At 70.5% G+C, this 24,969-nt stretch carries 21 protein-coding genes; 13 read left to right on the plus strand and 8 right to left on the minus strand.

The window, feature by feature from the left end; translation table 11 throughout:
* Positions 1-25 precede the first annotated feature (25 nt).
* The 5 genes from MQP27_RS10445 to MQP27_RS10465 form a co-directional block, all read right to left on the minus strand.
* Positions 26-3,364: a putative Ig domain-containing protein gene (locus tag MQP27_RS10445; protein WP_242764186.1), complete on the minus strand. Its 3,339-nt coding sequence runs from the start codon at positions 3,362-3,364 to the stop codon at positions 26-28.
* Positions 3,361-4,887, minus strand: a complete 1,527-nt coding sequence (locus MQP27_RS10450; protein ID WP_242764188.1) for a glycosyl hydrolase family 28 protein — start codon at positions 4,885-4,887, stop codon at positions 3,361-3,363. Before MQP27_RS10450 ends, MQP27_RS10445 begins: the two co-directional genes overlap by 4 nt.
* A gap of 158 nt (positions 4,888-5,045) precedes the next feature.
* Positions 5,046-5,885, minus strand: a complete 840-nt coding sequence (locus MQP27_RS10455; protein ID WP_242765066.1) for a carbohydrate ABC transporter permease — start codon at positions 5,883-5,885, stop codon at positions 5,046-5,048.
* Between the two features lie 59 nt (positions 5,886-5,944).
* Positions 5,945-6,937, minus strand: coding sequence for a carbohydrate ABC transporter permease (locus MQP27_RS10460; RefSeq protein ID WP_242764190.1), 993 nt, complete (start codon positions 6,935-6,937; stop codon positions 5,945-5,947).
* Entirely contained in the window at positions 6,934-8,283 is a 1,350-nt protein-coding gene (locus MQP27_RS10465) for an extracellular solute-binding protein (RefSeq protein ID WP_242764192.1), read from the minus strand. The genes MQP27_RS10460 and MQP27_RS10465 overlap by 4 nt, the downstream gene beginning before the upstream one ends.
* Before the next feature lie 527 nt (positions 8,284-8,810).
* Between MQP27_RS10465 and MQP27_RS10470 the strand changes: the two genes are divergently transcribed.
* The 8 genes from MQP27_RS10470 to MQP27_RS10505 all read left to right on the plus strand — a co-directional run bounded on the left by MQP27_RS10470 (position 8,811) and on the right by MQP27_RS10505 (position 17,758).
* Positions 8,811-9,788 (plus strand): hydroxyacid dehydrogenase, encoded by a 978-nt coding sequence (locus tag MQP27_RS10470; RefSeq protein ID WP_242764194.1) that lies wholly within the window; start codon positions 8,811-8,813, stop codon positions 9,786-9,788.
* Between the two features lie 108 nt (positions 9,789-9,896).
* Entirely contained in the window at positions 9,897-10,982 is a 1,086-nt protein-coding gene (locus MQP27_RS10475; RefSeq protein ID WP_242764196.1) for a LacI family DNA-binding transcriptional regulator, read from the plus strand.
* A 299-nt stretch (positions 10,983-11,281) separates the two neighbouring features.
* On the plus strand, positions 11,282-12,616 hold the full coding sequence (locus MQP27_RS10480) for an ABC transporter substrate-binding protein (RefSeq protein WP_242764198.1): 1,335 nt from the start codon (positions 11,282-11,284) through the stop codon (positions 12,614-12,616).
* A gap of 19 nt (positions 12,617-12,635) precedes the next feature.
* The gene (locus MQP27_RS10485; RefSeq protein WP_242764200.1) at positions 12,636-13,520 is read left to right on the plus strand and encodes a carbohydrate ABC transporter permease; all 885 of its coding nucleotides are present in this window, start codon (positions 12,636-12,638) and stop codon (positions 13,518-13,520) included.
* On the plus strand, positions 13,520-14,425 hold the full coding sequence (locus MQP27_RS10490) for a carbohydrate ABC transporter permease (protein ID WP_242764202.1): 906 nt from the start codon (positions 13,520-13,522) through the stop codon (positions 14,423-14,425). The genes MQP27_RS10485 and MQP27_RS10490 overlap by 1 nt, the downstream gene beginning before the upstream one ends.
* On the plus strand, positions 14,422-16,020 hold the full coding sequence (locus MQP27_RS10495) for a glycoside hydrolase family 43 protein (protein ID WP_242764204.1): 1,599 nt from the start codon (positions 14,422-14,424) through the stop codon (positions 16,018-16,020). The genes MQP27_RS10490 and MQP27_RS10495 overlap by 4 nt, the downstream gene beginning before the upstream one ends.
* Before the next feature lie 210 nt (positions 16,021-16,230).
* Positions 16,231-17,274 (plus strand): LacI family DNA-binding transcriptional regulator, encoded by a 1,044-nt coding sequence (locus tag MQP27_RS10500; RefSeq protein ID WP_242764206.1) that lies wholly within the window; start codon positions 16,231-16,233, stop codon positions 17,272-17,274.
* On the plus strand, positions 17,267-17,758 hold the full coding sequence (locus MQP27_RS10505) for a hypothetical protein (protein ID WP_242764208.1): 492 nt from the start codon (positions 17,267-17,269) through the stop codon (positions 17,756-17,758). The genes MQP27_RS10500 and MQP27_RS10505 overlap by 8 nt, the downstream gene beginning before the upstream one ends.
* On the opposite strand, the gene MQP27_RS10510 is transcribed toward MQP27_RS10505, so the two are convergent.
* Positions 17,755-18,405, minus strand: a complete 651-nt coding sequence (locus tag MQP27_RS10510; protein ID WP_242764210.1) for a ThuA domain-containing protein — start codon at positions 18,403-18,405, stop codon at positions 17,755-17,757. The genes MQP27_RS10505 and MQP27_RS10510 overlap by 4 nt on opposite strands.
* Positions 18,406-18,519: 114 nt before the next feature.
* Between MQP27_RS10510 and MQP27_RS10515 the strand changes: the two genes are divergently transcribed.
* The 4 genes from MQP27_RS10515 (at position 18,520) to MQP27_RS10530 (ending at position 22,341) form a co-directional block, all read left to right on the plus strand.
* Positions 18,520-19,542 carry a DUF5954 family protein gene (locus MQP27_RS10515; protein ID WP_242764213.1) on the plus strand — a complete coding sequence of 341 codons (1,023 nt, stop codon included), beginning with the start codon at positions 18,520-18,522 and terminating at the stop codon, positions 19,540-19,542.
* Between the two features lie 67 nt (positions 19,543-19,609).
* The gene (locus MQP27_RS10520) at positions 19,610-20,242 is read left to right on the plus strand and encodes a VOC family protein (protein WP_242764215.1); all 633 of its coding nucleotides are present in this window, start codon (positions 19,610-19,612) and stop codon (positions 20,240-20,242) included.
* Positions 20,243-21,125: 883 nt separating this feature from the next.
* Positions 21,126-21,863 (plus strand): GAF and ANTAR domain-containing protein, encoded by a 738-nt coding sequence (locus MQP27_RS10525; protein WP_242764217.1) that lies wholly within the window; start codon positions 21,126-21,128, stop codon positions 21,861-21,863.
* An 82-nt stretch (positions 21,864-21,945) separates the two neighbouring features.
* Positions 21,946-22,341, plus strand: a complete 396-nt coding sequence (locus tag MQP27_RS10530) for a VOC family protein (protein WP_242764219.1) — start codon at positions 21,946-21,948, stop codon at positions 22,339-22,341.
* On the opposite strand, the gene MQP27_RS10535 is transcribed toward MQP27_RS10530, so the two are convergent.
* Positions 22,330-23,010, minus strand: coding sequence for a helix-turn-helix transcriptional regulator (locus tag MQP27_RS10535; RefSeq protein ID WP_242764221.1), 681 nt, complete (start codon positions 23,008-23,010; stop codon positions 22,330-22,332). The two genes, MQP27_RS10530 and MQP27_RS10535, sit on opposite strands and share 12 nt — an antisense overlap.
* A complete protein-coding gene (locus MQP27_RS10540) occupies positions 23,011-23,946 on the minus strand; it encodes an AraC family transcriptional regulator (protein WP_242764223.1) in 936 nt (311 codons plus the stop codon).
* An 81-nt stretch (positions 23,947-24,027) separates the two neighbouring features.
* On the opposite strand from MQP27_RS10540, the gene MQP27_RS10545 reads away from it, so the two are divergent.
* Positions 24,028-24,864 (plus strand): NmrA family NAD(P)-binding protein, encoded by an 837-nt coding sequence (locus MQP27_RS10545; protein ID WP_242764225.1) that lies wholly within the window; start codon positions 24,028-24,030, stop codon positions 24,862-24,864.
* The last annotated feature ends 105 nt before the right edge of the window (positions 24,865-24,969 follow it).

Consider the following 24,969-nt stretch of genomic DNA (forward strand, 5'->3'; position numbering starts at 1 on the left):
GATGCGACTCCAATCCGTGGGGGGATCAGTCGGGGTTGATGCTCACCTCGTCGAACTCGGTGGTGCCGAGGGCCAGGGGGTTGCGCGAGCAGACCACGAGGCCCACGTAGTAGGGGGCGTCACCGAAGCCGGGGATCTCGCCCGCGGCGAGGTCGGTCCAGGTGGCGCCGTCATCGGTGGAGACGGCTGCGGCGAAGGCGGTCCCGGTGCGCTTCAGCCGCAGCAGCAGGGGCAGTTGGACGGTCGCCGTGCCGGAGAAGGCGGAGGCTCCGGCGACCGTAGTGCGCAGCATCAGCTGTGCGCTGGTCCCGCCGGTCACGATCGCTCCGGCGGCCTGGTCGAAGGGCGACAGCGACTTGGCCATCAGCAGTCCGACCCGGTCGGCGGTGGCTCCCGTGCGGGAGACGAGCCGGGCGGTGACCGTGCGGTCGCCGGTGACGGGCTGCCGTACGAACTGCCCTGTCATTCCCTGGTTGTTGACGGTCAGGTCGACACCCGCGCCCCGCACGGTGAAGGTCCCGCCGTCGTACGAGGTGCTGCCCGGCGTGCGGATCGCGACCACGCCGAGCGTCCCGTAGGCGCGGTCGTCGAGGATCACGTCGCCGAGGTCGCCGTAGGTCCAGGGCGCGGGTGGTGGTGTGCCGACGGTGAGGGCGAGGGTGGCGGTGCCGTCCCCGGCCGCGTTGCCCGCGGTGGTGGTGACGGTGAACTCGCCTGTCTCGCGCGGGATTCCGGAGATCAGGCCGGTGCGCCTGTCGAGGCGCAGGCCGGCGGGGAGGCCGTCGGCGGTGAAGCGGACGGGTTCGTGCGTGGCGCGCAGGAGGTGCCGGAAGGGGACTCCCTTGTTCGCGAAGGCCGTTGCGGTGGAGGTGAGTTGGGGCGCGGTCGGCGTCGGCATCCGCGCGGCCACGGAGTCCGAGAGCGGGCCGCGCCCGCCGCTGTTCGTCTTGGCCACCGCGTAGTGGTACGTCGTCCCGGGCGTGCCCGTGGCGTCCGCGTACCGAACCCTGGTGCCGAAGCCGACGGCGCCGATGCCGGTGGCGATGGTGTGGAAAGGCTCGCCTGCACCCTCGGCTCGCAGGACCTTGAAGCGGGCCGAGGGGTCGGGGTCGGTCCAGGTCAGCTCGACGGCGTCGGCGCCGGTGGTCGCGGTGAGGCCGGTGGCGGCAGCGGCGGGGCCCGGCCCGGACCACACCTCCCCCGCGGCCGACGTCACGGTGACGTTGTCGAAGGCGCCGGTGCCGGTCTCGGCGTACTCCTCGTCGACGCCGAGGCACGAGGTGAGGACCAGGCCCGCATGCGCGGTGTGTCCCAACTCGACCTCGGTGGAGCCGACTTCGGTCCACCGGATGCCGTCCGGTGAGATCGCGCCCGTGCAGCGGCGGCCCTTCCGGGTCACGCGGACCCAGTACGGCGCCCGCAGCCGGTAGCCGTCGCCCGCGCCCTCGACGTACGGGGCTTCCAGCGGGGTCGCCGACTCGGGGAGGGCGCCGAGACTGGAGATCGGGAAGGAGGCGTTCACGGTGATCGCGTCCTGCTGGGAGGGCGGGACCGGTGTGCTGCCGGCGTTCGAGACGTCCGCCCCGGCCGACGCCCGCACGCTCCAGACCCCGCTCCAGGTGTGCAGCGGGAGCCCCTGGATCAGCATGGCGGCGTGCGCCGCGTCCGCGTCGAGCGAGTCGCGCAGGGTGACGCCGATCTTGGAGTACTGCGAGCTGAGCGGCCACACGATCCGCGCGGTGACCGTGCCGTCGCCGCGGAGCGGCAGGTGGGCGAGGCGGTAGGTGTCGGCGGTGCCGCTCGCCTCCAGCACGAAGCGTTCACCGTCGAAGGCGGCGGATCCCGGAATCCTCACGTCGCCGAGGTCCTGGGTGGACCAGGGGGCGGGGAGGCCGCAGGTGGCGGAGGCCCGGCTCGAATCTCCGCTGCTGCCCTGGGAGTTGGTGGCGGAGACCGTGTAGTGGTACGTCCGGCCCGGGTGTGCGTCATGGTCGGTGTACGTCGGCTCGTCGAGACCGTGGACGATCTCCTCGTACGGGCCCTCGGGCTTGGCGGCCCGGCGAACGGTGTACGTGCTCGCCCAGGCGGACGGCAGCCAACTCAGCTTGACCGTATCGGAGTTGCCGACTGCCGTGACGCCGGCCGGGGCGGTGGGCACGGTCGGCGCTGGGGGCTCGGTGCCCGCGTAGGTGAAGGTGCCCCAGCTGGGCAGGTCGTCGTTGCTGCCCTCGACGACGCGGGCGCCGCCGGTGCCGCGGAAGACGGCGGCCTTGGTGTAGGGGGCATCGAGGCCGCGGACGCCGACGTAGTGGGCGTAGGCCATCTCGTAGACGGGCGGCAGGGTGCCGCGGCCGATCGCGGAAACCGTTTTCTTGATGTACTTGCCGGTGCGATCGAGGTCGGGGGTGAAGGGGACGTCGCCGCCGAGGTTGTAGCGGGCGGCGTACTCGAAGTTGGCGAGGATGCGGTTGTCGTCGAAGGCCCACAGGTCGACGCCCTGGTTCCAGGCGACCTGGGCGATGTCGCCGGTGAGGCCGACGGCGAGCTGTTCGTGGCCCTGGTCGCGGCCGGCCTCCTGGCCCTGGCCGGCGACGGTGACGACGCGGTGCGGGACACTGCCGTTGCCCGCGCCGGCCGCGGCGAAGCGCAGAGCATCCTCGAAGAGGACCGGCTCCTCGCAGAACACGCCGATGGCGAGGATGGTCTGAAGGGCCGTCAGGTCCCAGTTGCCGTTGGCGTAGAGCATGTAGCCGGACACGGCCGGATACCAGACGTCCAGGAAGGAACGCCCGCAGCGGGCGATGTCGGCCTCCGCCCAGCCGTCGTACCCGGTGTGCCGGAGCAGCTCGGCCGCGTTGACGAACTTGAAGGCCTGGAGCCCGGCGCCGAGCGGGCCGTCGGCGCCGGTGACCATGGTCAGCGAGGCCGACCAGGCGTTCAGGATGTCGCGGGCCTTGTCGGCGTTGGCGCGGTTGCCGGTGACGGCCCACATGAGGGCGTTCTGGTAGGCGGCGGCCGAATCCGCGACGGCCTGGTTCCGGAAGTTGGCGGGGCCGCGGCCCCAGGAGGTGATCTGTCCGGTGTTCTGGATCGTGTACGTCGACTGCGAGCGGGCGTGGGCGGCGAACGCCAAGTAGCCGTCGTAGACAGGTGATTGCTTCGCCGCGACCGCCGCCTTCATACGGGCGAGGTCGGCGTCGGTGTGGAGGATGCCGGGGTGGGTGAAGGCCCTGCTACCGGTGTCGTTCTGGGTCTCGGCGGCCTGTGCGGCGCCGGGGGCGAGCAGTCCGCTCGCGCCCGCCGCCAGCAGCAGGCCCGCCGTACCGCCGAGGAAGCCGCGGCGGCTGGGAGCGGGAGTGGTCATGACGCGGCGGCCGCCTCGGCCTCGGCGGTCGTGATGAACTTCAGGTTCGTCACGTGCTCGTTGTAGAACCACTGGATGGCGTCGGTGGTGTAGTACCAGCTGGGCTTCTTCATCGAGTCCGCGATCACGACGCCGTTGATCACCAGGTTCTCGAAGGTGACGTTCTTGATCGCGTGGTCCGCGTCGTAGCCGAGGAACAGTGACGGGTTGGCGTGGGTGCCCGTGTAGCTGAGGTTCTTGACGTAAACGTCTTCGATACCGCGGCCGACCGAGGTGTTGTACTTGGTGTTGTACGTGACCTTCATGTAGATGACCTGGCCCCAGCGGAAGTCCTCGATCCGTACGTCCTCGATGTGGACGTTCTTGATGAGGTTGCCGTCCCCTGGGTTGAGGGCGATGCAGCCCTGGTAGTTCATCTGGGGCTCGCGGTGGTCGAGGACGTCGATGTTCCTGATGACCAGGTTCTCCAGCGTCTCGGGGGCGTCGGTGTTTCCGTGTGTGCCGACGTTGATCGGGTGGGCGACGTCGGCCCACAGGGTGCAGTTCTGGATGGTGATGTCGCGGGTGTCGCCGTAGTAGTCCCAGCGGTGGCAGTAGATCGCGAAGCAGTCGTCGGAGTTGCGCATGAAACAGCCGTCGAAGACGATCCCGGTGGAGGAGAAGACGTCGAAACCGTCTCCATTGCCCTTCGAGCTGAAGGCACGGGCCTTCTTGACGTGGATGTTCTCGCTCATGCCGAACGTGCCCGCGTAGCCGTTCGGGTTCATGATGATGACGTCCTCGACGCGGATGTTCCTGCTGCCCTCGCAGAGGATCCCGCCGGGACCGGCGTTCAGCATGCCCCGTCCCTTGAGCGCCGCCTTCTCCACGTTCTTGAAGAAGACCTGCGCCTGCAGCACGGCCCCGCCCGCGAGGTAGACCGTCTTGCCGCTCGGGACGGTGAGGACGTTGCCCGTGACGGTGTGCACGCCGGGGCCGAAATAGATGACGTCCGGGTCGTCGGCGCTGCACGCGTGGCGCTCGACATGGTTGGTGATGATGTGCAGGCAGTCGAAGATCTCGTCGTTGATCTGGACGACGAGGTCCTTGGGCTCGTCGAGGGTGAACACCAGGGTGTCGCCGCCGAGTTCGGGCTTGATGCCGTACGAGTCCGGTCTCACCCGGGCCTTGGTGGTGCCGCCCTTGAGGTAGGTCACCTCGATCTCGACAGAGCCCTGGAAGTCGAAGTACACCATCGAGGAGTTGTAGACCTTGCCGGAGCCGGTGGTCGGGTTGATCTCCTCCAGCTGCGGCCGGTAGATGTCCAGGGTCTGCCAGTCCCCGTCCGGAGCGGTGCGCACCCGTACCTTGAAGCTGGTGTTGGTCGGCATGGTGGACGGCCGGGGATAAGTGACCAGCTTCGGCGCGGAGTTGGTGTCGTCCGCGTGGGCGGCGGTGGCGGTCAGGCCGCCAGAGAGGCCGGCGGCGAGCACGGTGGCGCCGGCGGCCTGCAGGGCGGTTCGGCGCGACAAGGGCGTGTTCATGGATGACTCCTTTTTGAATGGCTCCTTCGCCTACGCGGCGCTCCAGCCGGTGTCGAGAGCGCGACCGTGCTCAGCCCTTCGGGCCTCCGCGCGCTCACGCTCTCGACACCGACGCGCCCCTTCGGCTCAGTCGCGGTGCAACAGGTCGGTAGGGAGGGCTACTTGAGGCCGGACGTCGACATGCCGGCGACGAAGCCGCGCTGGGCGACGAGGAAGACGAGGAGGATCGGGACGACGTACATGACCGAGGCGGCGGCCTGCAGGTTGGTGACCGGCGTGCCGGCCGAGGTGACGTACGTCGACGTCACCGCGACCGCGAGGGTGGTGCGGTCGGTGGACAGCAGCAGCTGCGGGGCGATGTAGTCGCCCCAGGTCCAGGTGAAGGCGATGACGAAGCTCGCGGAGAGGACGGGCCAGGACTGCGGCAGGAAGATCCGCCAGAAGATCCCCGTGTAGCCGCAGCCGTCGACGATCGCCGCCTCCTCCAGCTCGCGCGGCAGCGCGGCGAAGAACTGCCGGAAGAGGAAGACCAGATAAGGGGCGGAGGACAGCCCCCACAGCACCCACGGCCAGTACGTGTCGGCCATGCCGAGCTTGGCGAAGATCAGGTAGGTCGGCAGCAGCGTGATCATCTGCGGGAGCATCATCGAGCCGAGCAGAATGCCGAACAGGGCCTTCCTGCCGGGGGCTTCGAGGCGGGCGAAGCCGAAGCCGACCCAGGCCGAGCTCAGGGTGACGAGGGTGGCGTAGATCAGGGCGATGACCAGGGAGTTGCGGGCGTAGCCGAGGAAGTCGACGAGGTTGAAGGCGTCGGCGAAGTTGTGCCACTGGACGTGGGCGGGCAGCCAGTGCACGGGGGAGGCCGCGAGTTCGGCGGGGGTCTTCAGGCCGGAGAGGACCAGCCAGCCGAAGGGGCCCAGGAAGAGTCCCGTGATCACGACGAGGACCGTGTAGAGGACGAGGCGGTTCACCCGCACTCGGGGCGCGGACCCGGCGATCGGGCTGGTGGGAGGTGGGTCGGTGACGGTCGGGCTGGCGACGGTCGGACTGGTGGTGGTCACTTCTTCGCCTCCGGATCGACGTTGTAGAACACCACGCCGGACGTGGCCCGGAAGATCAGCCCGGTCACGACGAGGATCAGGACGAAGAGCACCCACAGCAGCGCGGAGGCGTAGCCGTAGCGGCCGAACGCGAAGTACTCCGCGAACACGTGCATCATGTAGAGGTGGTTGGACTGCGGAAGCGCGGTGATTCCGGCCGGGGTCGGATCGGGCGCCAGCAGCAGCGGCATGATGGTCTGCACCGACGCGATGACACCGGTCACGGTCTGGAAGAGCAGCACCGGCGACAGCAGCGGCACGGTGACGCTCCGGAAACTCCGCCACGCGCTCGCGCCGTCGATGCGGGCCGCCTCCAGCAGCTCCCGGGGAACGTCCTGGAGCCCGGCCAGCGAGATGATCATGATGTTCCCCGCCGTCCAGAGCACCGTCATGATGAGCACGTAGCGGGCGTACGGATCGGCGAGCCAGCCCAGCGCGTCGATGCCGAACAGGTTCAACACCCCGTTGGCGGCACCGGAGTTCTGGTCGAAGACCTGCTTGAACGCGATGCCCGCGCCCACCGGCGGCACCACGGCCGGCAGATAGAGCAGGGTGCGGAACAGCCCGCGCGCCTTGATCGGCCGGTTGACGAGCACGGCGAGCCCGAGCCCCGCGACGATGGACAGCGGCACCGAGGTGATCGCGAACAGGCCCGTACGGCCCAGGGAGTGCCAGGTCTGCGAGTCGGCGAACAGCTCCCGGTAGTTGCCGAACCCGACGTAGTGCCACCTGGGCGAGATCCCGTCGAAGGTGGTGAAGCTCAGCCACAGCGCGTACGCCATCGGCGCGATGGTCAGCAGCACGAACCCGGCGATCCAGGGCGAGGCGAACAGGTAGAACGCCCGGTGCCTGCGCGTGGCGATCGACGTCGGCGGCCGGGTCCCGGACCTGCCCGCGGCCTGGGTGGAGCCTCGCCGGCCCGCGACGGAGGAGATCTGATCGACCGTCATCCCACCTGCTCCTTACCGCGCTTGAGCTGATCGTTCATGGCCGAGTTCAGGCGCCGTGCGAGGATGTCGACGGACATCTCGCCGTTCATGGCGGCGGGTGCGATCTGGTTGAAGAGGCCCAGGAGCGAGTCGGCGGTGGCGTAGGGCGTGAAGGCGATCACCGAGTAGTGCTTCAGCTCGGCCTCCTGCACCTTCAACACCCGTTTCTGATAGCTCTCCTGAGCGGGCATCAGCGGCCGTAACGACTTCAGTGTCGGGATGCCCCAGCCCCCGGAGGCCCGCGCCTTGGCCGGTGCCTCGCCGAAGAACCACTCGAAGACCCGCCAGGCGGCGTCCTTGTTGTGGGACTTGCTGGGAATCCAGAAGCCGGTGCCGGCCTGGCACGGACTGATCCGCTTGCCGCCCTGGAAGACCGGAGCGGGGGCCAGCCGGGCCAGCGGCGCCAGTTTCTTGTCGGCGTTGATCAGACCGCCCAGCCAGTAGCCCGAGTTGGACATGGCCAGCCGGTTGGCCTGGAAGGTGGGGCCGTCCCAGGCGTTGGGGTCGGGCTGGACGATGCTGGGGCCGACCTTGGTCCGGCAGTACTCGATGTACCAGCCGAGCGCCTTGCGGGCCTCCGGACTGGTGAAGTCGACCCTGGAGAAGTCGTCGGTGAAGAGGCTGCCGCCGGCCGAAACGGTCAGGCCGGCCAGCATGTCGATCGTGGACACACCGTTGTAGCTGCCGCCGAAGACGGTGGTCTGCCCCTTCCTGCGCCGGGTGAGCCGCTTGGCCGTGTCCAGCCATTCCTCGTACGTGACCGGCTCCAGCTCGGGCGGATAGTCGACGCCCGCCTGGTCGAACAGCGCGGTGTTGTACCAGAACATGGAGTCCTGCGAGAAGTCCTTCGCCATGCCGTACCGGGGGCCCTTGCCCTGGCTGCGGCCGTCGTAACGCCACAGGTCGTTGACCGGATCCAGGTCGTCCACCCGCAGAACCGAGCTCTTCGCGAAGTACGGGTCCAGGTCCTCCATCACCCCCCGGGCCGCGTAGTACGGGGCGTCCACGGCACCGATGCCGCGCACCAGGTCGGGCGGGTTGCCGTTGGTCATCATCGCGATCAGCTTGCTGGTGCTGAACAGCACGGTCCTGATCTTGACGCCGATGTCCTTCTGGGCCTGCTTGATCAGCTCCGGCGAGAGATCTTCGGCCGTGGCCATGACCGTGACGGTCTCGCCGGGACCGCTCACCCCGTTCGACACCTGCATGGCGCAGCCGCTCAGTGACGCCGCGCCGGTCGCGGCACCGGCTGCCGAGAGGGCGAGAAACCGGCGGCGGCTCAACGGAGCACCGGCCTGGGTGCGCATGAACTACCCACTCTCTTCGCTGGGGTGGATGCGGCGTGCGAATGTTTCGGGAACCGGTTGCTACCGGCGGTGCAGGGAGCTTCCGTCCGAGGGCATTGCACGTCAAGGGGCCCGGCGAACTTTCGAAAACAGTGGTTCGGCCGAGCGAAGGGGGTTGAAGTGGCTACCGCGCTGGTCAGTGCGGCAACCGGTTGTCAAAGCCGCCACTCCCCGGGCCGACCCTCACCAGGAGCCCCGGTAAGCGATTTCGCCCGGAGAGTCACCAGCAGGGCTGCAGAAGGGGTCCAGGAGAGCCCGAAGGACTCGCAGCTCCACCCGACTCCGCCCTCCACCTACCGATTGACCGCCGCTTCAACGCAGATCTACGGTAGAAGGCGCTTTCAGAAACTGTTTCTACTCCCTGTCACCAGCGCCACAGGAGAGCCATGCCCAACCCCCACGACCAACCCCATCCGCACCCGCACCCCCACCCGCACTCCCATCCCCACCCGGCCGCCCCCCGTCACCCCCCGCGTGCCGTGTTCGCGATGGACCCCGTGCACCTGCCCCTCCTCTTCCCTCCGCCCCTCATGGCGCGGCTGAAGCAGGCGTCCGACCTCGACCCGGCGCTGGTGGTACGGGACTTCACCGCTCCGGAGGCCGCGCAGGCCCTGGCCGCCGCCGAGGTACTGATCACCGGCTGGGGCTGCCCCCGCCTGGACGCCGGGGTCCTCTCCGCCGCCCCGCGCCTCCGCACCGTCCTGCACGCCGCCGGCTCGGTCCGGGCGCTGGTCGGCGAGGCCCTGTGGGAGCACGGCGTCACCGTCTCCAGCGCGGTGACGGGCAACGCGCTGCCGGTCGCCGAGTACACGCTCGCGATGATCCTGCTGACCGGCAAGGACGCCTTCACCCACCGGGAACGCTTCCGCGTCACCCACACCTACCCCTCCCCCGCCGAGACCTCGGCCACGGGCAACGTGGGCCGTCGCGTCGGCGTGATCGGAGCCTCCCGGGTGGGCCGCCGCCTCCTGGACCTGCTGCGCCCCTTCGACTTCACGGTCCTCCTGCACGATCCGTACGTGAGTCCCACCGAGGCGGCGGCCATGGGCGCCGAGCTGGTCCCCCTGGACGACCTGCTCGGGCACAGCGACATCGTGACCCTGCACGCCCCCGACATCCCCGAGACCTACCGCATGCTCGACGCGCCCCGCCTGGCCCTCATCCGGGACGGAGCCGTGCTGATCAACACGTCACGCGGCGCCCTGATCGACCCGGAGGCACTCACCGACGAGCTGGTCTCGGGCCGCCTGCACGCGGTCCTGGACGTGACGGAACCCGAGCCCCTCCCCGCCGACTCCCCCCTCTACCGCCTCCCCAACGTCTTCCTCACCCCCCACATCGCGGGCTCCCTGGGCACCGAACTGGAACGCCTGGGCCGCATAGTCGCCGACGAGCTGGAACGGCTGGCGTCGGCTCTCCCACTGCGGCACGAGGTACGGCAGGCGGACATGACCCGTGTGGCATGACGGCATGGACGGCAGGCACGGCAGCGTTATCCACAGCCCAGGCCTGCGGGAAACAATCTGGGATACGGTTCCCCCACTCTCCAACCCCGCCCGATGAAGGAGCCCCCGGTGAGTCAGCGCAAGACGTCCGGCGACCCCGCCCGCGCCACCATCCGCGACGTCGCGGAGCGCGCGGGCGTCTCCGTGGCCAGCGTCTCGCGCGTCCTGTCCGGGAACTACCCGGTGTCGGAGGACCTGCGCCGCCGGGTGATGAAGGTGGTCCGGGACCTGGACTACGTCACCAACGCCCACGCCCGTTCCCTGGCCGGCGGCGGTACGCCCACGGTCGCGATCCTCATCAACAACATCACCGGCGCGGCGTTCGCCCATGTGGCGAAGGGCGTGGAGGGTGCGGCGACCCTCCGCGGCTGGCTGTCACTGGTCGGCACGACCGGCGACGACCCGGAGCGTGAGCTGGCCCTGGTCAACCTCATGCGCCAGCAGGGCGTGGCAGCCGTCGTCCTGCTCGGCGGCGCCTACGACTACGACGAGTACCAGCTCCGCATGGCCCGCTTCGCCCGCTCCCTCGACGCCGCGGGCTCCCACCTCGTCCTGGTCGGCCGCCCGCCGCTGGAGGGCGACGTCCCCGCCACGACCGTCGACTACGACAACGAGGGCGGCGCCTACGCCATGGCCAGCCACCTCCTGTCGGCCGGCCACCGCAGGGTGCTGATCCTGCCCGGCCCGGCCGAACTCACCACGGCGCAGGGCAGGTTGAAGGGCGCCCGGCGGGCGTTCGAGTCGTACGGCGTGCCCTTCGATCCGGGCCTGGTCCGGTACGGCCCGTACGACGACGAGCACGGCTACGCGGCCGTCGAGACCGCCCTGCACGACACTCCGGACTTCACGGCCGTCCTCGCCGGGACGGACGTCGTGGCGGCCGGCGCGATGCAGGCGCTGCGGGCCGCGGGACTGCGCGTGCCCGACGACGTCTCCATCGTCGGCTACGACGACATCCCGCTCGCGTCCCAGCTCACGCCCCAACTCACCACCGTGCACGTGCCGTACGAGGAGATGGGCCGGGTGGCGCTGCGTGCGGTGGCCGACCGGCGCGAGGGCGGCGCGGGCCGCCGCAAGGGCGCCGACGGCGACCATCTGATCCTCGGCACCCATGTGGTCGTACGCAACTCGGTTCAGCCCCCGCCGAGGGGCTGACCGCCGCCCCCCTCGCGCCCCTAGCCCTCCGCGTCGAGAGATGTGTGCATTCGTTTCGTAACCGTTTTCCCCTCCTCACCAGCGCATTTCCACGCGTGACGTAATTATTTCCGGCATACCCCTTGCCCAAGCCGAGCAGAACCGCCTACGTTCACGGCAACCGCTTACTACACCTTCCGCTTGGCCGGGTCTCCGCGACCGCGAGCCGACCGGTCGTCCGGCCGCCGTTTCCGGCCGTCGCCTCCGAGCCGCCGTCCTTTCGTTCTGAGAACGCCCGATCCCCGAAGGAACAGGGTCAGATGAACTTCACCAGCCCCCGGAGAAGGTTCGCCCAAGCCGCCGTCGCCGGTCTCGCGCTGACGGGTCTGCTCACCGCCTGCGGCGGTTCGGACTCGGGTGACGGCGCCAAGTCCTCCGGCCCGGTCACCCTCCCCTTCTGGGGCTGGGCCAACGGCCAGGAGGCGGTCGTGAAGGCGTTCAACGCCTCGCACAAGGACGTCAAGCTGAAGTACACCAAGGTCACCGACCAGTTGACGATGCAGAAGCAGCTGACCAACGCGGTCAAGGCGGGCAACGCGCCGTGCCTCGTGCAGAACACCGCCGAGTACGTGACGAGTTGGGTCTCGCAGGGCGCGCTCGCCGACATCAGCCAGTACGTCGACGGAAGCAAGGACAAGTTCAACCCGGGTTCGTGGGCGAGCGCGCAGGTGCAGGGCAAGAGCTACGGCGTGCCCACCAGTTCGGCCCCCAACTTCACGATCTACCGCACCGACATCTTCACCAAGTACGGCATCAAGCCCCCCACCACCTGGGACGAGTTCATAGCCGCCGGCAAGGTGCTCAAGAAGCACGGCGTCAAGATCACCAACTACGCCGGTGAGGACCCCAGCACCCTGGAGGTGCTCGCCATGCAGGCCGGCGCCCACTGGTACACGATCGACGGCAACTCCTGGAAGGTGGACTTCCAGGACGCGGGCACCCTCAAGGCCGCCAAGGTGATCCAGGAGATCATCGACAACGACCTCAACTCCAAGCTGTCGTTCGCGGACTACGCCGCCGTGCAGCGCAACTACGACAACGGCGGCACCGCGACCCGGCAGATCTCCACCTGGCAGATGGCCGGCATGGTGCAGAACTTCACCAAGTCCTTCGGCAAGTGGGCGCTGTCGCCCTGGCCGACGTTCCAGGGCGAGGCGGCGAAGACCCCGGCAGGCACCAACCTGACCGGCAGCGTGACCCTGGTGACCAAGCAGTGCAAGAACATCCAGCAGGCCGCCGAGGCCGCCCTGTGGATGTCCACGGACACCGGCGCGGTCAAGACGATGGCGAGCCCGACCACCGGCAACGGCGTGATGCCGGCCCTCAAGGACAGCGACTCGTACGTCGCGGACGCGATCTCCGACAAGCTGCTCGGCAAGAACTACCAGCCGGCCCAGAAGATCGTCACCGACAGCCTGAGCACGGTCACCACCGACTGGACCTTCGGTCCGGACTGGACGGCCATGTTCACGGAGATGCAGGCCGGTTGGGCCAAGGTCGTCAACAAGCAGGAGAAGGTGACCGACCTGCTGGCGCACATGCAGGAGTGGACGGTCAAGGACCTGAAGTCCCGCGGCATCAGCGTCGAGGGCTAGAGGCCGGGGACGAGAAACGATGACGCGCTCACTGCGCTGGAAGGGCGCCGCCTTCACGGTGCCCTTCCAGCTCGGCTTCGTCTTCCTGTACCTGCTTCCGATCGGGTACGCGGTCTACCAGTCCCTCTACCGTGAGCAGCAGTCCGGCCTCGGGCTCGGCGGCTCCACGGAGAGGTTCTCCGGGCTGGAAAACTACCAACAGGGCCTGACCGACTCGGCGTTCATGGGCTCGGTGCTCCGGGTGGTGCTGTTCGCGTGCGTGCAGATCCCGGTGATGCTGCTCATCAGCCTCGCACTGGCCCTGTTCCTGGACGCGCTCACCTCGAAGGTCGCGGGCCGTTTCCGCATCCTCCTCCTGGTGCCGTACATGATCCCCGGCGTGGTCGCCGCGCTCGTCTGGATCAACCTGTACAGCCCGGACGTCGGCCCGCTGACCCCGCTCGGCAAGGTCTTCGGCCTGGACTGGAACTTCTTCGCGCCGTCCATGGTGTGGCCGTCCATCGGCAACCTGCTCACCTGGCACGGGGTCGGCTACAACATGGTGATCATCTACTCGGCGCTCCAGGGCGTCCCGCGCGAGCTGTTCGAGGCGGCGCGGCTCGACGGCGCGTCCGAGCGGCGGATCGCGCTCAGCATCAAGATCCCTTACGTGCGCGGCGCGTTGGTCCTCACCGGCATGCTGTCGATCATCCAGATGCTGCAGATCTTCAACGAGCCCGCGCTGTTCAGGAACATCACCCCGCAGACGGTCAGCGACAGCTTCACCCCGATCATGATCATCTACAACCAGGCGTTCAACGCCGGCAACTACCACTACGCCGCGGCCCTTTCGGTGCTGCTCGCGCTGATCCTCGGCGTCGCCTCCTTCCTCTTCTACCGGCTGACCTCGAGGGAGGCCGACTGATGACGCTCACCGAAGAACGCGCCAAGCCGCACACGGTACGGCGTCTGACCCGCCCCGACCCGGCCGGCCGCACCCGCGGCGGCCAGCGCTTCCTGCTGGTCGGCCTGACCTTGGCAAGCGTTTACAGCCTGTTTCCCGTCTGGTGGCTGATCGTCGCCTCGACCAAGGACCGCACGGGGCTGTACCAGTCGAACGGCCTGTGGTTCTCCGGCTGGCACCTCTGGGACAACCTGCACCAGTTGTTCACCTACGAGGACGGCATCTTCCTGCGCTGGACCGCGAACTCCTTCCTGTACGCCGGAGTCGGGTCCCTCGGCGGCACGCTGCTCGCCCTCGCAACCGGTTACGGCCTCGCCCGCTTCCAATTCCCGGGCCGCAACCTGGTGTTCGCGTGCGTGGTGGGCTCGTTCCTGATCCCGATCGCCCTGCTCACGCTCCCCCTCTATCTGCTGTTCTCGGAGATCGGCCTGGTCGACACGCCCTGGGCGATGCTGATCCCCTGCCTGATCAACCCGTTCAGCGTCTACCTCGCGAAGGTCTACACCGAGGCGACGATCCCGTACGAGCTTCTCGAGGCCGCCCGGATCGACGGCGCCGGCGAACTGCGCATCTTCTTCAGCATCGTGCTGCGGATGATGACGACGGGCGGCGCGACGGTCTTCCTCCTCGCCTTCGTCAACACCTGGAACGCGTTCTTCCTCCCGCTCACCGTGCTGCGCGGCGAGGAGAACTGGACCCTCAACCTGGGGTTGTACAACTGGTCCGGAAAACGCCTGGAATCCGGTGTCGACCTGACCAGCCTCGTCCTGACCGGCGCACTGCTCTCCATCGTCCCGATGGCGATCATGATGGTCGCCATGCGCCGCTACTGGCGCACCGGCGTCACGCTCGGGGCCCTCAAGTGACGCTGCTGCACAACCCCGTCATCCGTGGCTTCGCCCCCGACCCCTCGATGGTCCGGGTGGGCGACTGCTACTACGTGGCGACCAGTTCCTTCGAGTGGTTCCCGACGATCCCGATCCACCGCTCCCGCGACCTCGCGCACTGGGAGTACGCGGGCCATGTCGAGGGCGCGGCCCCCGGCGGCTCGCTGGCCGGGGTCCCCGACTCGGGCGGCATCTGGGCACCCTCGCTGAGCTGGGACGGCGAGCGGTTCTGGGTGGTGTACGCGATCGTGCGGTCGGTCGGGACGCCGTACTTCGACACGGACGTGTACGGCAGTACGGCCACCGACGTGAGCGGCCGGTGGACAACCCCGCGCCGCATCCCGAGCCACGGCTTCGACCCCTCCCTCTTCCACGACGACGGCCGGCTCTGGCTGCTCAACCTCCAGAACGACCACCGCCCAGGCGGCAGCCGTTTCGCGGGGATCGTCCTGACCGAACTGGACCCCGGGACCCTCGCGCCCGTCGGTGGCACCCACCTCCTCCTCCAGCACGAACAGCTCGTCGAGGGGCCGAAGTTGCTACGCAGGGACGGCTGGTACTACCTGGTGCTGGCGGAGGGTGGAACCGGTTTCGAGCACGGTGTACGGGTCGCCCGCAGCCGCGCGCTCACCGGCCCGTACGAGCTCGACGACCGCCCGCTGCTGACCTCACGGGACGATCCGTCACTGCCGCTGCAGAAGGCCGGACACGGCGAGCTGGTCCAAACCCCCTCCGGGCACTGGGTGTTGAGCCACCTCGCGGCCCGCCCGCTGCACACCCCGGCCGGACCGCGCTGCACCCTCGGCCGGGAGACCGCGATCCAGCCGGTCGCCTGGGACACGGACGGGTGGCCCCGGCTGGCGCACGGCGGGCATCATCCCGCGGTCGAGGTCGACGTACCGACTCCACCGGCGCACAGCGCAGTTGCGCCATCAGCCGTCCCCGTCGAGCCGTCGGGCCGGCCGTGGTGCACCCTCCGTGCGGCCCCCGACCCGTCCTGGGCCGACACCACCAGCCGTCCCGGCTGGATCCGGCTGCGCGGCCGGCACGGGCCCGAGTCGCGGTGGGCGCACAGTCTCCTGGCCCGGCGGATCACCGAGCACCGTGCGGAGGCGGAGGTCACCATGGAGGCCGCACCCCGCACGTTCACCCAGGCCGCCGGGCTGGTCCTCTGGTACGACACCGAGGTGTATCTGAGCCTCGACGTGACGTGGGCGGAGCCGGAGGGGGAAGGGCAGCACGGCCAGCAGTGGCAGGATCCCCGGGCCGGGCGCACCGTGCTCAGCCTGACGGAGCGCGACGAGGACGGCATCCGGCAGGCGGCGCTGGTCGAGATCGGGACCGACGCCCCGCTCACCCTGGGCGCGACGATCGACGGCGCCGAGGCGCGTTTCTGGTACGTACGGGACGGGGTGCGTACGCCGGTCGGCCCGCCCCTCGACTTCGCGCGGCTGTCCGACGACCACGGCTCCAGGCTGCGCTTCACCGGGGCGATGGCGGGCATCCACGCCGTGGACCTCGTCGGTGCCGAACTCATCGCCGACTTCACGGGGTTCCGGCTGACCTGCCGCTGACGATCACGAGGGTCGGCTCACCAACGACAGCCACCGTGTTCGAAGTTTCGAAAGTCCCGGGCCGATCGAGCCTGCGAAGTCCGACCTCTTCCCGGCGCCCTGCGGTGAACCTAGGGTAGGAAGCGCTTACTGTTTCTGTGTTGGTCGAAACTGTTTCTGTGCTGGTCGAAACTTTCGACGGCCCTCGGGCGGGCCGGAGAGGTGGTTTTGATGGTTCGTACCGGGAGTGCCAGCGTGGCCGCCGGTCCGACGCTGGCCGTAGTGGCCCGTGAGGCCGGGGTGTCGGTGCCGACCGCGTCGAAGGTGGTCAACGGCCGCGAGGACGTGGCGCCGGAGACGCGCCGCCGGGTGACCGAGGCGCTGGACCGGCTCGGCTATGTCCGCAGACCCCGGTTCGACGCGGCGAAGGTGCCCGGTCTGGTGGACTTGGTGGTGCATTCGCTCGACAGCTCCTGGTCGGGGGCGGTGCTGCACGGGGTGGAGGCGGCGGCGCACGACGCGGGTCTGGAGGTCGTGGTCTCGGCCGGGCTGAACCGGACGCGGGGTGCGCGGCCGGAGCGGGGCTGGCTGGACAAGCTGATCGCGCGGGGCTCGTCGGGGGTGCTGTTCAACCTGGCCGAGCTGACGCCTTCGCAGCACGGCTGGCTGGACCAGCACCGCATCCCGTACGTCCTGATCGACCCGGTGCTGGAGCCGCCGCCGGGGGTGGTGTCGGTCGGCGCGGCGAACTGGCAGGGCGGGGTGACGGCCACCGAGCATCTGCTCTCGCTGGGTCATGAGCGGATCGCGGTGATCGCGGGTCATCAGCGCAAGATGTGCAGCAGTGCGCGGGTGGCCGGCTACCGCTCGGCACTCGCGTCGGCGGGCGTCCGCCACCGTGGCGAATACGTCCGGCACGCCGGTTTCGACGAGTCCGTGGCCCGCCGCCGGATGCTGGACCTGCTCGACCTGCGCGAGCCGCCGACGGCGGTGTTCGTGTGCTCGGACCGGATGACGCTGGGCGTCTACGAGGCGCTGGCCGAGCGGGGGTTGAGGATCCCGGACGACATCAGCGTCGTCGGCTTCGACGACCTCCCGGAGTCCCGCTGGATCACACCGGCCCTCACCACGGTCCGCCAGCCCCTCTCGGAGATGGCGGCGACAGCCCTCCACCTCCTGGTCCGCATGATGGACGGCGACCGCCCGGAGGGCACCCGCACGGAACTCTCCACCCGCCTGGTGGAACGCGCGAGCACGGCCCGCCCGCGTGTCTAGGGTGGACGGTGCGGGTGGGGAGTACACGATCCGCTACGGCTGGAACGGGCCCGCGACACGCGGCATGGCGACCATGGCGCTGGTCCTGCTGGCGAGTCTCGTCCCGGGCGCCATACCCCCGGCCGAAAGCTGGGTCAGGGTCCTCTTATGGCTCGTCGCCGGGCCGATCTTCCTGGTGATGGCCGTGCAGCTCTCCTTCCACCACCCCGCCCTGCTGATCGGGCCGAACGGCATCACCCTGGGTTTTCCGCTGTTCCTGCGCAGGCGACGGTTCCTGCCCTGGTCGGCGATCTCCGCCATGGGCCTCGACCGGGGCAGGTTGGGGAAGACCGTGCTCTCGATCGTGTGGTTCGAGTCGGCGTCCGCACCCGCGCCGGCCGTGGCGGAGGCGGACCTCACCAACTGCCGGGTGGACCTCGCCCGTTTCAGGGGAATGGTCGACGAGTACGCCCCGGACGTCCGCCTCTTCGTAGAGCTCGGCTAACTGCCGGTCCGGGCCGCCCAGTTGATCCCGCCGAGCAGGTGGCCCCGGAAGTCCGGGTCCTCGTAGGCCTCCACCGCGTGGCCGAGGGCGGTGTAGAAGACCCTGCCCTCGCCCTGTTCGCGACACCAGACCAGGGGGTGGTCGGCACCCATGCCGCCGCCCTCGTACGACGTCTCGTCGGCCGTGGCCAGCACGCGCGCCGAGCCACGGGAGTTGGTGCGGAAGTCGTACCACTCGTCGGTGAACTCCCAGACGGCGGGCAGGTGTCGGGTGGCGGGGTGGGTGTGGTCCTCGATGACGGCCTTGCCCGGCTGGTACTCGGGGTGCCGGGCGAAGCGGGCGCCCAGCAGCTCCCCGTAGTACGGCCACTCGTACTCGGTGCAGGCGGCGGCGTGCACCCCTACGAAACCGCCGCCCGCCGCCATGTATCCGGCGAGCCGCTCCCGTCCCGCCGGGGTGAGCACCTCCCCGCTGGTGGAGAGGAAGACGACGGCGGCGTACGCGTCGAGGGGTCCTTCGAGGTCTCCCGGGTCCTCGCTGTGGTCCACGGCGAAGTCCCCGAGGGTGCGCACGGCGTCGACCGCGGCGGGGATGGAGTCGTGGCGGTAGCCGGTGGTACGGGTGTAGACAAGAAGTCGGTGAGCCATGGCCCGAGCCTATGCCGGGAGGGGCGCTCGGCCGGTGCCGCGCACCACCCAACAGGACCGTTTGTTGGGCTGTTTCCGCCCCCTCTCCACACCCCCGGCCGCGACAATGCGTGCATGGACGATGACTGGCGGCAACAGATCGACGCGCTCCACGAGGAGTTGGTCCACCGGGACGACCCCGCCGCCTGGGTGCGGGAGGCCGACGCCGTGGAGGGGGCGCTGCGGTATCCCGAATTCGCGCTGCGGGGGCCCGTGTTCGGGGTCGCCGTACAGGATCCGGCGGCCGGGCCGCAGTGGCGGCTGCTGAAGCCGGTGACCGACGGGATGCCGCAGACGGCACGGGACGGGCTGCAGTCGCATCTGTTCTTCACCGCGAAGGACGACACGGACGACCGGGCCGTACGGCGTGAACTGCTCGCCGCCGTCGACGTGCTGACGCGTGAGCCGGTGAACGAGGTCACGGCGTGCGGGGTGCGCTACCGCGTGGTGCGCGGGGACGAGTTCGCGCGGGGCGGCGCGGACGGGCTGGAGCCGCCCCGGCCCACGGACCCGGAGCCGGTCGAGCGGACGTGGGGGCGCGGGACACGGGACACCAAGTCCCAGGACCCCGGGTTCGTCCTCGATCCGGGGCGCGCGGACGGTCCGGCGGCGGGCGCGCTGAAGCTGGGCCTTCAGGACTTCGCGTACACGGGTGCCCGGTTCCCGGCGGACGTGCGCGCCGACTCCGAGCGCGCGGTCGACACGCACCCCGGGCTCGTGCTGCTGCCCACGGGGTTCGGTGTCGTCGAGCGCGGCGAGGGCGGTGGCTGGCGACCGCGTGGCACCCTGATGAACACCCCGCACGACGCCCGGCGACTGCTCCACGACGGCCTGGCCGAGATATGGGCGCTGCTGTACCGGCTCGACGACGCCACCAAGGCTCGGTACGCGAAGGCCGCCGAGGAGTTCCGGGCGCTCGACCGGGCCGACGAGTTCCGCGTCGACGACCGGCTGTTCCGGATCTGCCGGGTGGAGCGGATGCTGCGGATGGGGCCGGACGGTCCGGAGCCGCCGCGGCCTTCGGACGTCGACGAGTACGGGCCGATGAAGATGCACCCGACCATGGACGAGGACGGCAACCTCACCCACGACGACTGACACGGCCGGCCCCACCTTCCGTACAGGTGTTCCATCCCAGTGGCGGCGGCGCGTAGCCTCGGCGGGGATGAACGCCATTCCCGCACATCTGGACCACCTGGTCCTCGCGACCCCGGATCTGGCGGCGACGGTCGCCGACTTCACCCGGCGCACCGGCGTGACGCCCGCGCCCGGCGGTGCGCATGTCGGGCGCGGTACCCGCAACTTCCTTGTGTCGCTGGGTGGTTCCAGCTACCTGGAGATCATCGGCCCGGACCCGGAACAGTCGGAGCCCGCGGGCCCGCGACCGTTCGCGGTCGACGAGCTGGCCGCCGCACGGACGGTGACCTGGGCGATCAGCCCGCCGGACCTCGACCGGGCGGTCGCCGACGCCCGGGCGCGGGGCTACGACCCGGGCGACGTACGCCCGATGAGCCGTCGCCGGCCCGACGGCACGCTGCTGGAGTGGCGGCTGACCGACGGGGACACCCAGCACCCTTCCGGTCTGGTGCCGTTCCTGATCGACTGGGGCTCGGCCGTCCACCCGAGCGCCTCTGGGCTGCCGGAGACTCCGCTGCTGGAGCTGTCCGCGAGCGCCCCCGAACCGGACGAGATCCGTCCGCTGCTTGCGGCCGTGGGCACCGAACTCGCCCTGTCCGAGGGCCTGACGGGGCTCACGTTCACGGTGCGAACCCCCCGCGGACCTGTGACGTTCGACTGAGCGCAGACTCACGGGCGTACGGTGGACGGGTTCTCGGACCGCCGGGGTGACGCCGGTCCCGGCCGGCACGTACCGAATCGCGAGGTGTCGAACGCGCCCGCCACCCTCTAGGATTCGAGCAGACGTTCCGGTTCCTCTTCGTGAAGTACATGGAACCGGCGGGCTCGCGTCGGCGAGCACTTCTTCCGGCCCCCGGTCCCGGGCGCGGAGTGACCACCGAACCGCTGGGGAAGCCGGAGTCCGCACATCCCGCGAACGATTCGCGGACCCCGCTCCCCCGTCCTCCGGCCCCTCGTCAGGGGCGAACTCCCGCACGCCCCCGGTGCCGTGAGGACGATCCCGCGCGGGGCCCTCGCGCCCTGGGAAGACGCGAGTGCCGCGCGCAGGCGGCCGCCGTCCGCGCCGACACAAGGCGGCGGCCGCCTCCATGCCTCCCGCCCAGCGCCGTCCCCGTGTCCCGACCGGCCGACCTTACGGCTCCCGTGTCCCAACCGGCCAACCTTCCGGGCTCCCGCGTCCCGACCGGCCCACCTTCCGGTCTCCCGTGCCCCGACCGGCCCACCTTCCGGTCTCCCGTGCCCCAACCGGCCAACCTTCCGGGCTCCCGCGTCCCGACCGGCCCACCTTCCGGCCCCTTGGTCCCCAGCCGGCCCACCTTCCGGGCTCCCGCGCCCCAACCGGCCCACCTTCCGGGCCCCTTGGTCCCCAGCCGGCCTCGGCGGAAGTCCCTGCCCGTCGGCACCCTGCGCGCTAGCGTGAGCCCGTGCGTCGTGAGGCCGCCACCCGGCCCCATGAGCCCGCCAACCCCACCCTCCCCTCCGGGTGTGTGCCCAGACCACGCCCATCGCCGCGGACGCGGGACCGGCTGAACGGCTGTCCTGTCATGCCAACCACCGAACGCGAGGCCGGCATCGCCGAGGCAGTGAGCGATCTCGCCCGGCACGCCGTCGACTTCGACGCGCCGCAACTGCTGCAGGACCTCACCACCCACACACTGGCGCTGCTGCCCCCGCAGTGCGCCGGTGTCACGCTCCTGGACGACGACGGCCGAGTCGCCTACACCATCGCCTCCGACGAACTCTCCCGCCAACTCGAGTCACACCAGGCCGAGTTGGGCGAGGGCCCCGGCCCGGACAGCGTCGGCCGCGAGGAGCCGCTCGGTCCCGTCGCGCTCCGTGCGACCGGCCCCGACTCGCTGCGCTGGCCCCGCTTCGGCCCGCGGGCCCGTGCACTGGGCGTGATCTCCGTGGCGGCCGTACCCCTTCGGGTGTCCGACCACGCGCTGGGCGCGCTCGACCTGTTCTCCACCCGGCCGCCCCTGCCGTCCGCCCTGGACCTGAGCGTCGCCCGGTCGCTCGCCACCGTCGCGGCCTCCTCGCTGCTGCTCGAGAGGCGACTGAAGGGCCAGCAGGTGGTGGTGGGACAGCTCCGGCAGGCGCTGGAGAGCCGCGTGGTGATCGAGCAGGCCAAGGGCATCCTGGCCGAGCGGCTGCAGATCTCCGTGGACGAGGCCTTCAGGCGGCTACGCGCCCACGCCCGCTCCCAGGGCCGGCGGCTCACCGTGCTGGCCGCCGAGATCGCCGAGGGCGCCGGCCCGGGCGAACTCGACCCTTCCCCCTGATCGACCCTCCCCCCCCCCGGCGGCCCCCGCCCTGTCCGATTCCTTCAAGACCACCCACCACTCCCCTGCCTACGGTGGCGGCATGACTCCACGATTCGCCGTGATCGGCCTGGTCGCCTCCGACCTGGCCGCCTCGCTCGCCTTCTACCGCCGCCTCGGCCTCGTCTTCCCCGAGGGCGCCGAGGACCAGCCGCACGTCGAGGCCGAACTGCCCGGCGGACTCACCCTCGCCCTCGACACCGAGGCAACCGTCCGCTCCTTCCACGCCGGCTGGCAGCCGCCGACGGCAGGCGGCAGGATCGCGCTCGCCTTCAAGTGCGCGTCACCGACCGAGGTCGACGCCGTGTACGAGGATCTGGTCGGCGCCGGCCACCACGGCGAGCTCAAGCCGTGGGACGCCTTCTGGGGCATGCGGTACGCGGTCGTCCACGACCCGGACGGCAACGGCGTCGACCTGTTCGCGCAGCTACCCCAGTAGCCGCCCGAGCGGCAGCCCCGCCAACTCCTTGACGTCCCGCGCCAGATGGGCCTGATCGGCGAACCCGGCAAGCACCGCGGTCTCGGCGTACGACACCCCGCCCCGAGCCAGCGCGAGGGCCCGCTGCAACCGCAGCACCCGGGCCAGCGTCTTGGGCCCGTAGCCGAAGGCGGCCAGACAGCGGCGGTGCAACTGCCGGGCGCCGAGCCCGAGTTCGTCGGCGACGGCGGCGACGGGCCGCCCCGAGTCGAGGGCCGGCACGAGGTGTCGTAGCAGAGGATCCGGTGGTGCGGTGTCGGCCGCGCGGCTCAACGCCAGCTCCTCCAGGCTGCGTTCGGGATCACCGGCCGCGTTCACGCGCGCGGTGAGCCGCCGGACGTCCGAGGCGGGCCACAGGTCGGCGAGTTCAACCCGGCGGTCCCGCAACTCGCAGGCGGGCACGCCGAGGAGTGCGGGCGCGGTACCGGGACGGAACCGCACGCCGACCCACACACCGCCCGAGCCCTGGGCGACGTACGCACGAGTGTCGGGCCCGGCGACGAGCAACCGCCCGTCGTGCCACAGCAGGTCCATGCACCCGTCGGGCAGCACCCGCCCGCCGCCGGCCTCGGCCGGGGCGTTCCGCCAGACGACCGCACCGCTCAACCGGGCCGGCCGTTCCGTGTACATCTAACCCGTCCTCACCCGATGCTCCTGCGGACTCACCCCGTACACCCTCTTGAACGCGCTCGACAAGGCGAACGCACTGCCGTACCCCACCCTGCGCGCGATCGCCTCCAACGTGTCGTCGGAGCCGCGCAGGCGATCCGCGGCCAGGGCGAGCCGCCACCCCGTCAGATACGTCATCACCGGCTCCCCCACCAGCTCCGTGAACCGCCGGGCCAGCGCCGCGCGGGACACCCCCGCCTTCGCCGCGAGCGAGGCCACCGTCCACGGGTGCGCCGGATCGTCCTGGACCAGCCGCAGCACCCGCCCCACCACCGGATCCGCCATCGCCCGGTACCAGGTGGGCGGCTCGGCTTCCGGCCGCGAGAACCAGGCCCGCAGCGCGGCGATGACCAGCAGGTCGAGAAGCCGGTCCAGGACGACCTCCTGACCGGGCTCGTCCCGTACGACCTCCTCCATCAGCAGCGGCGTGAGCGGGCAGGCCCACACGTCGGCGGTGAGCGTCAGCAGCGGCGGCAGGGCATCCAGCAGCCGCCCGCTGATCTCGCCCTGCATCAGGTACGTGCCGATCAGCATCACCGTGGCACCGCTCGGGCTGTCGCCCCAGGTGCGCACCCCCAGGTCCATGGAGCCCTTGAGGGACCGCCCGTCGGGGTAGACGCACTCCGCGCCCGGCAGGATCAGCACCTGCGGGGCCGTACCGGGGTCGTCACCGCAGGTGTACGGGTCCGGGCCGCGCGCGATCGCGAGGTCGCCGGCGCGCAGCGGCACCGGCTCTCCGCTCTCCGGCGTGATCCAGGACTCGCCGCGCACCATGAGCATGACGGTCAGCGGGGCCCGGTCCTCGACGCGTACCGCCCAGGGCGGGTCGAAGCACGCACGGATCATGAAGGCGCCACGCGCGCGTGGACCCTCCAGAAGGCCTGCAAGGGCGTCCATGCGACCAGCGTAGACGCGGGCGCATGGGAATGAGCCGTTCAGCGATGGTCCCTTGGGGAGCACGGCAGTTGACTGACACGCATGACAGGGAACACGCGGAACACGACGGTTGTGGTGACCGGGGCGACCGGTCGTACGGGGCGGCGGGTGGCCCAGGCGGCGCAGGCCGCCGGGCTGACGGTGCGGCCGGCCTCGCGGGCACAGGGGTTCGACTGGGCGGAGCGGTCGACATGGGCGCCGGTGCTGCGGGGAGCGGACGCGGCGTATCTCGCCTACCACTCGGACATCGGCACGCCGGACGCGGCCCGGGCGATCGGGCTGCTCGCGCACGAGGCGGTCTCCTTGGGCGTACGACGGCTGGTGCTGCTGTCGTCGCGGGGCGAGGAGCGGGCGCGGCCGGCCGAGGAGGCGCTGCGCGAGTCGGGGGCGGAGTGGACGGTCGTACGGGCCGCCTGGTTCGCGCAGAACTTCAGCGAGGGGCCGCTGGTGGAGGGGTTCCGGCTGAGCGGGGAGCTGGTGTTCCCGGGCGGTGAGGCGCGCGAGCCGTTCATCGACGTGCGGGACATCGGGGACGTGGTGGCGGGGGTGCTGACCGCGGGCGACCGGTACGTGGGGCAGGCGGTCGCCGTCTCGGGGCCGCGGCTGCTGACCTGGGCCGAGGCGGTCGCGGAGATCGCGAAGGCGACGGGGCGGGAACTGACGTACACGGCCGTGCCGGCGCGTGCGTACGGGGAGAACCTGATCGGGTTCGGGGTGCCGCCCGAGGAGGTCGAGTTCCTGGTCGAGCTGTTCGAGTCGCTGCTCGACGGGCGGAACGCGTATCTCTCGGACGGTGTGCGGCAAGTGCTGGGACGCGAGCCGCGCGACTTCACGGAGTTCGCGCGGGAGGCGGCGGCCGCGGGGACCTGGAAGGTCTGAGGGGATCCGCTCGCAAGAACTCGCAGGAGCTCGCGGAAGCTCCCAGGCGCTCGCAGAAACTCCCAGGCGCTCGCAGAAGCTGTCAGGCGCTTCAGGAGCTCTCAG

The organism is Streptomyces cylindrosporus (assembly GCF_022698165.1).
Lineage (GTDB): Bacteria > Actinomycetota > Actinomycetes > Streptomycetales > Streptomycetaceae > Streptomyces > Streptomyces cylindrosporus.

Coding starts and splice junctions, on each gene's coding strand:
- MQP27_RS10545 (WP_242764225.1), top strand. CDS start 24,028: ATGACAGGGAACACGCGGAACACGACGGTTGTGGTGACCGGGGCGACC.
- MQP27_RS10490 (WP_242764202.1), top strand. CDS start 13,520: ATGACGCTCACCGAAGAACGCGCCAAGCCGCACACGGTACGGCGTCTG.
- MQP27_RS10535 (WP_242764221.1), bottom strand. CDS start 23,010: ATGTACACGGAACGGCCGGCCCGGTTGAGCGGTGCGGTCGTCTGGCGG.
- MQP27_RS10465 (WP_242764192.1), bottom strand. CDS start 8,283: ATGCGCACCCAGGCCGGTGCTCCGTTGAGCCGCCGCCGGTTTCTCGCC.
- MQP27_RS10540 (WP_242764223.1), bottom strand. CDS start 23,946: ATGGACGCCCTTGCAGGCCTTCTGGAGGGTCCACGCGCGCGTGGCGCC.
- MQP27_RS10450 (WP_242764188.1), bottom strand. CDS start 4,887: ATGAACACGCCCTTGTCGCGCCGAACCGCCCTGCAGGCCGCCGGCGCC.
- MQP27_RS10480 (WP_242764198.1), top strand. CDS start 11,282: ATGAACTTCACCAGCCCCCGGAGAAGGTTCGCCCAAGCCGCCGTCGCC.
- MQP27_RS10460 (WP_242764190.1), bottom strand. CDS start 6,937: ATGACGGTCGATCAGATCTCCTCCGTCGCGGGCCGGCGAGGCTCCACC.
- MQP27_RS10485 (WP_242764200.1), top strand. CDS start 12,636: ATGACGCGCTCACTGCGCTGGAAGGGCGCCGCCTTCACGGTGCCCTTC.
- MQP27_RS10510 (WP_242764210.1), bottom strand. CDS start 18,405: ATGGCTCACCGACTTCTTGTCTACACCCGTACCACCGGCTACCGCCAC.
- MQP27_RS10470 (WP_242764194.1), top strand. CDS start 8,811: ATGGACCCCGTGCACCTGCCCCTCCTCTTCCCTCCGCCCCTCATGGCG.
- MQP27_RS10515 (WP_242764213.1), top strand. CDS start 18,520: ATGGACGATGACTGGCGGCAACAGATCGACGCGCTCCACGAGGAGTTG.
- MQP27_RS10445 (WP_242764186.1), bottom strand. CDS start 3,364: ATGACCACTCCCGCTCCCAGCCGCCGCGGCTTCCTCGGCGGTACGGCG.
- MQP27_RS10530 (WP_242764219.1), top strand. CDS start 21,946: ATGACTCCACGATTCGCCGTGATCGGCCTGGTCGCCTCCGACCTGGCC.
- MQP27_RS10520 (WP_242764215.1), top strand. CDS start 19,610: ATGAACGCCATTCCCGCACATCTGGACCACCTGGTCCTCGCGACCCCG.
- MQP27_RS10525 (WP_242764217.1), top strand. CDS start 21,126: ATGCCAACCACCGAACGCGAGGCCGGCATCGCCGAGGCAGTGAGCGAT.
- MQP27_RS10500 (WP_242764206.1), top strand. CDS start 16,231: ATGGTTCGTACCGGGAGTGCCAGCGTGGCCGCCGGTCCGACGCTGGCC.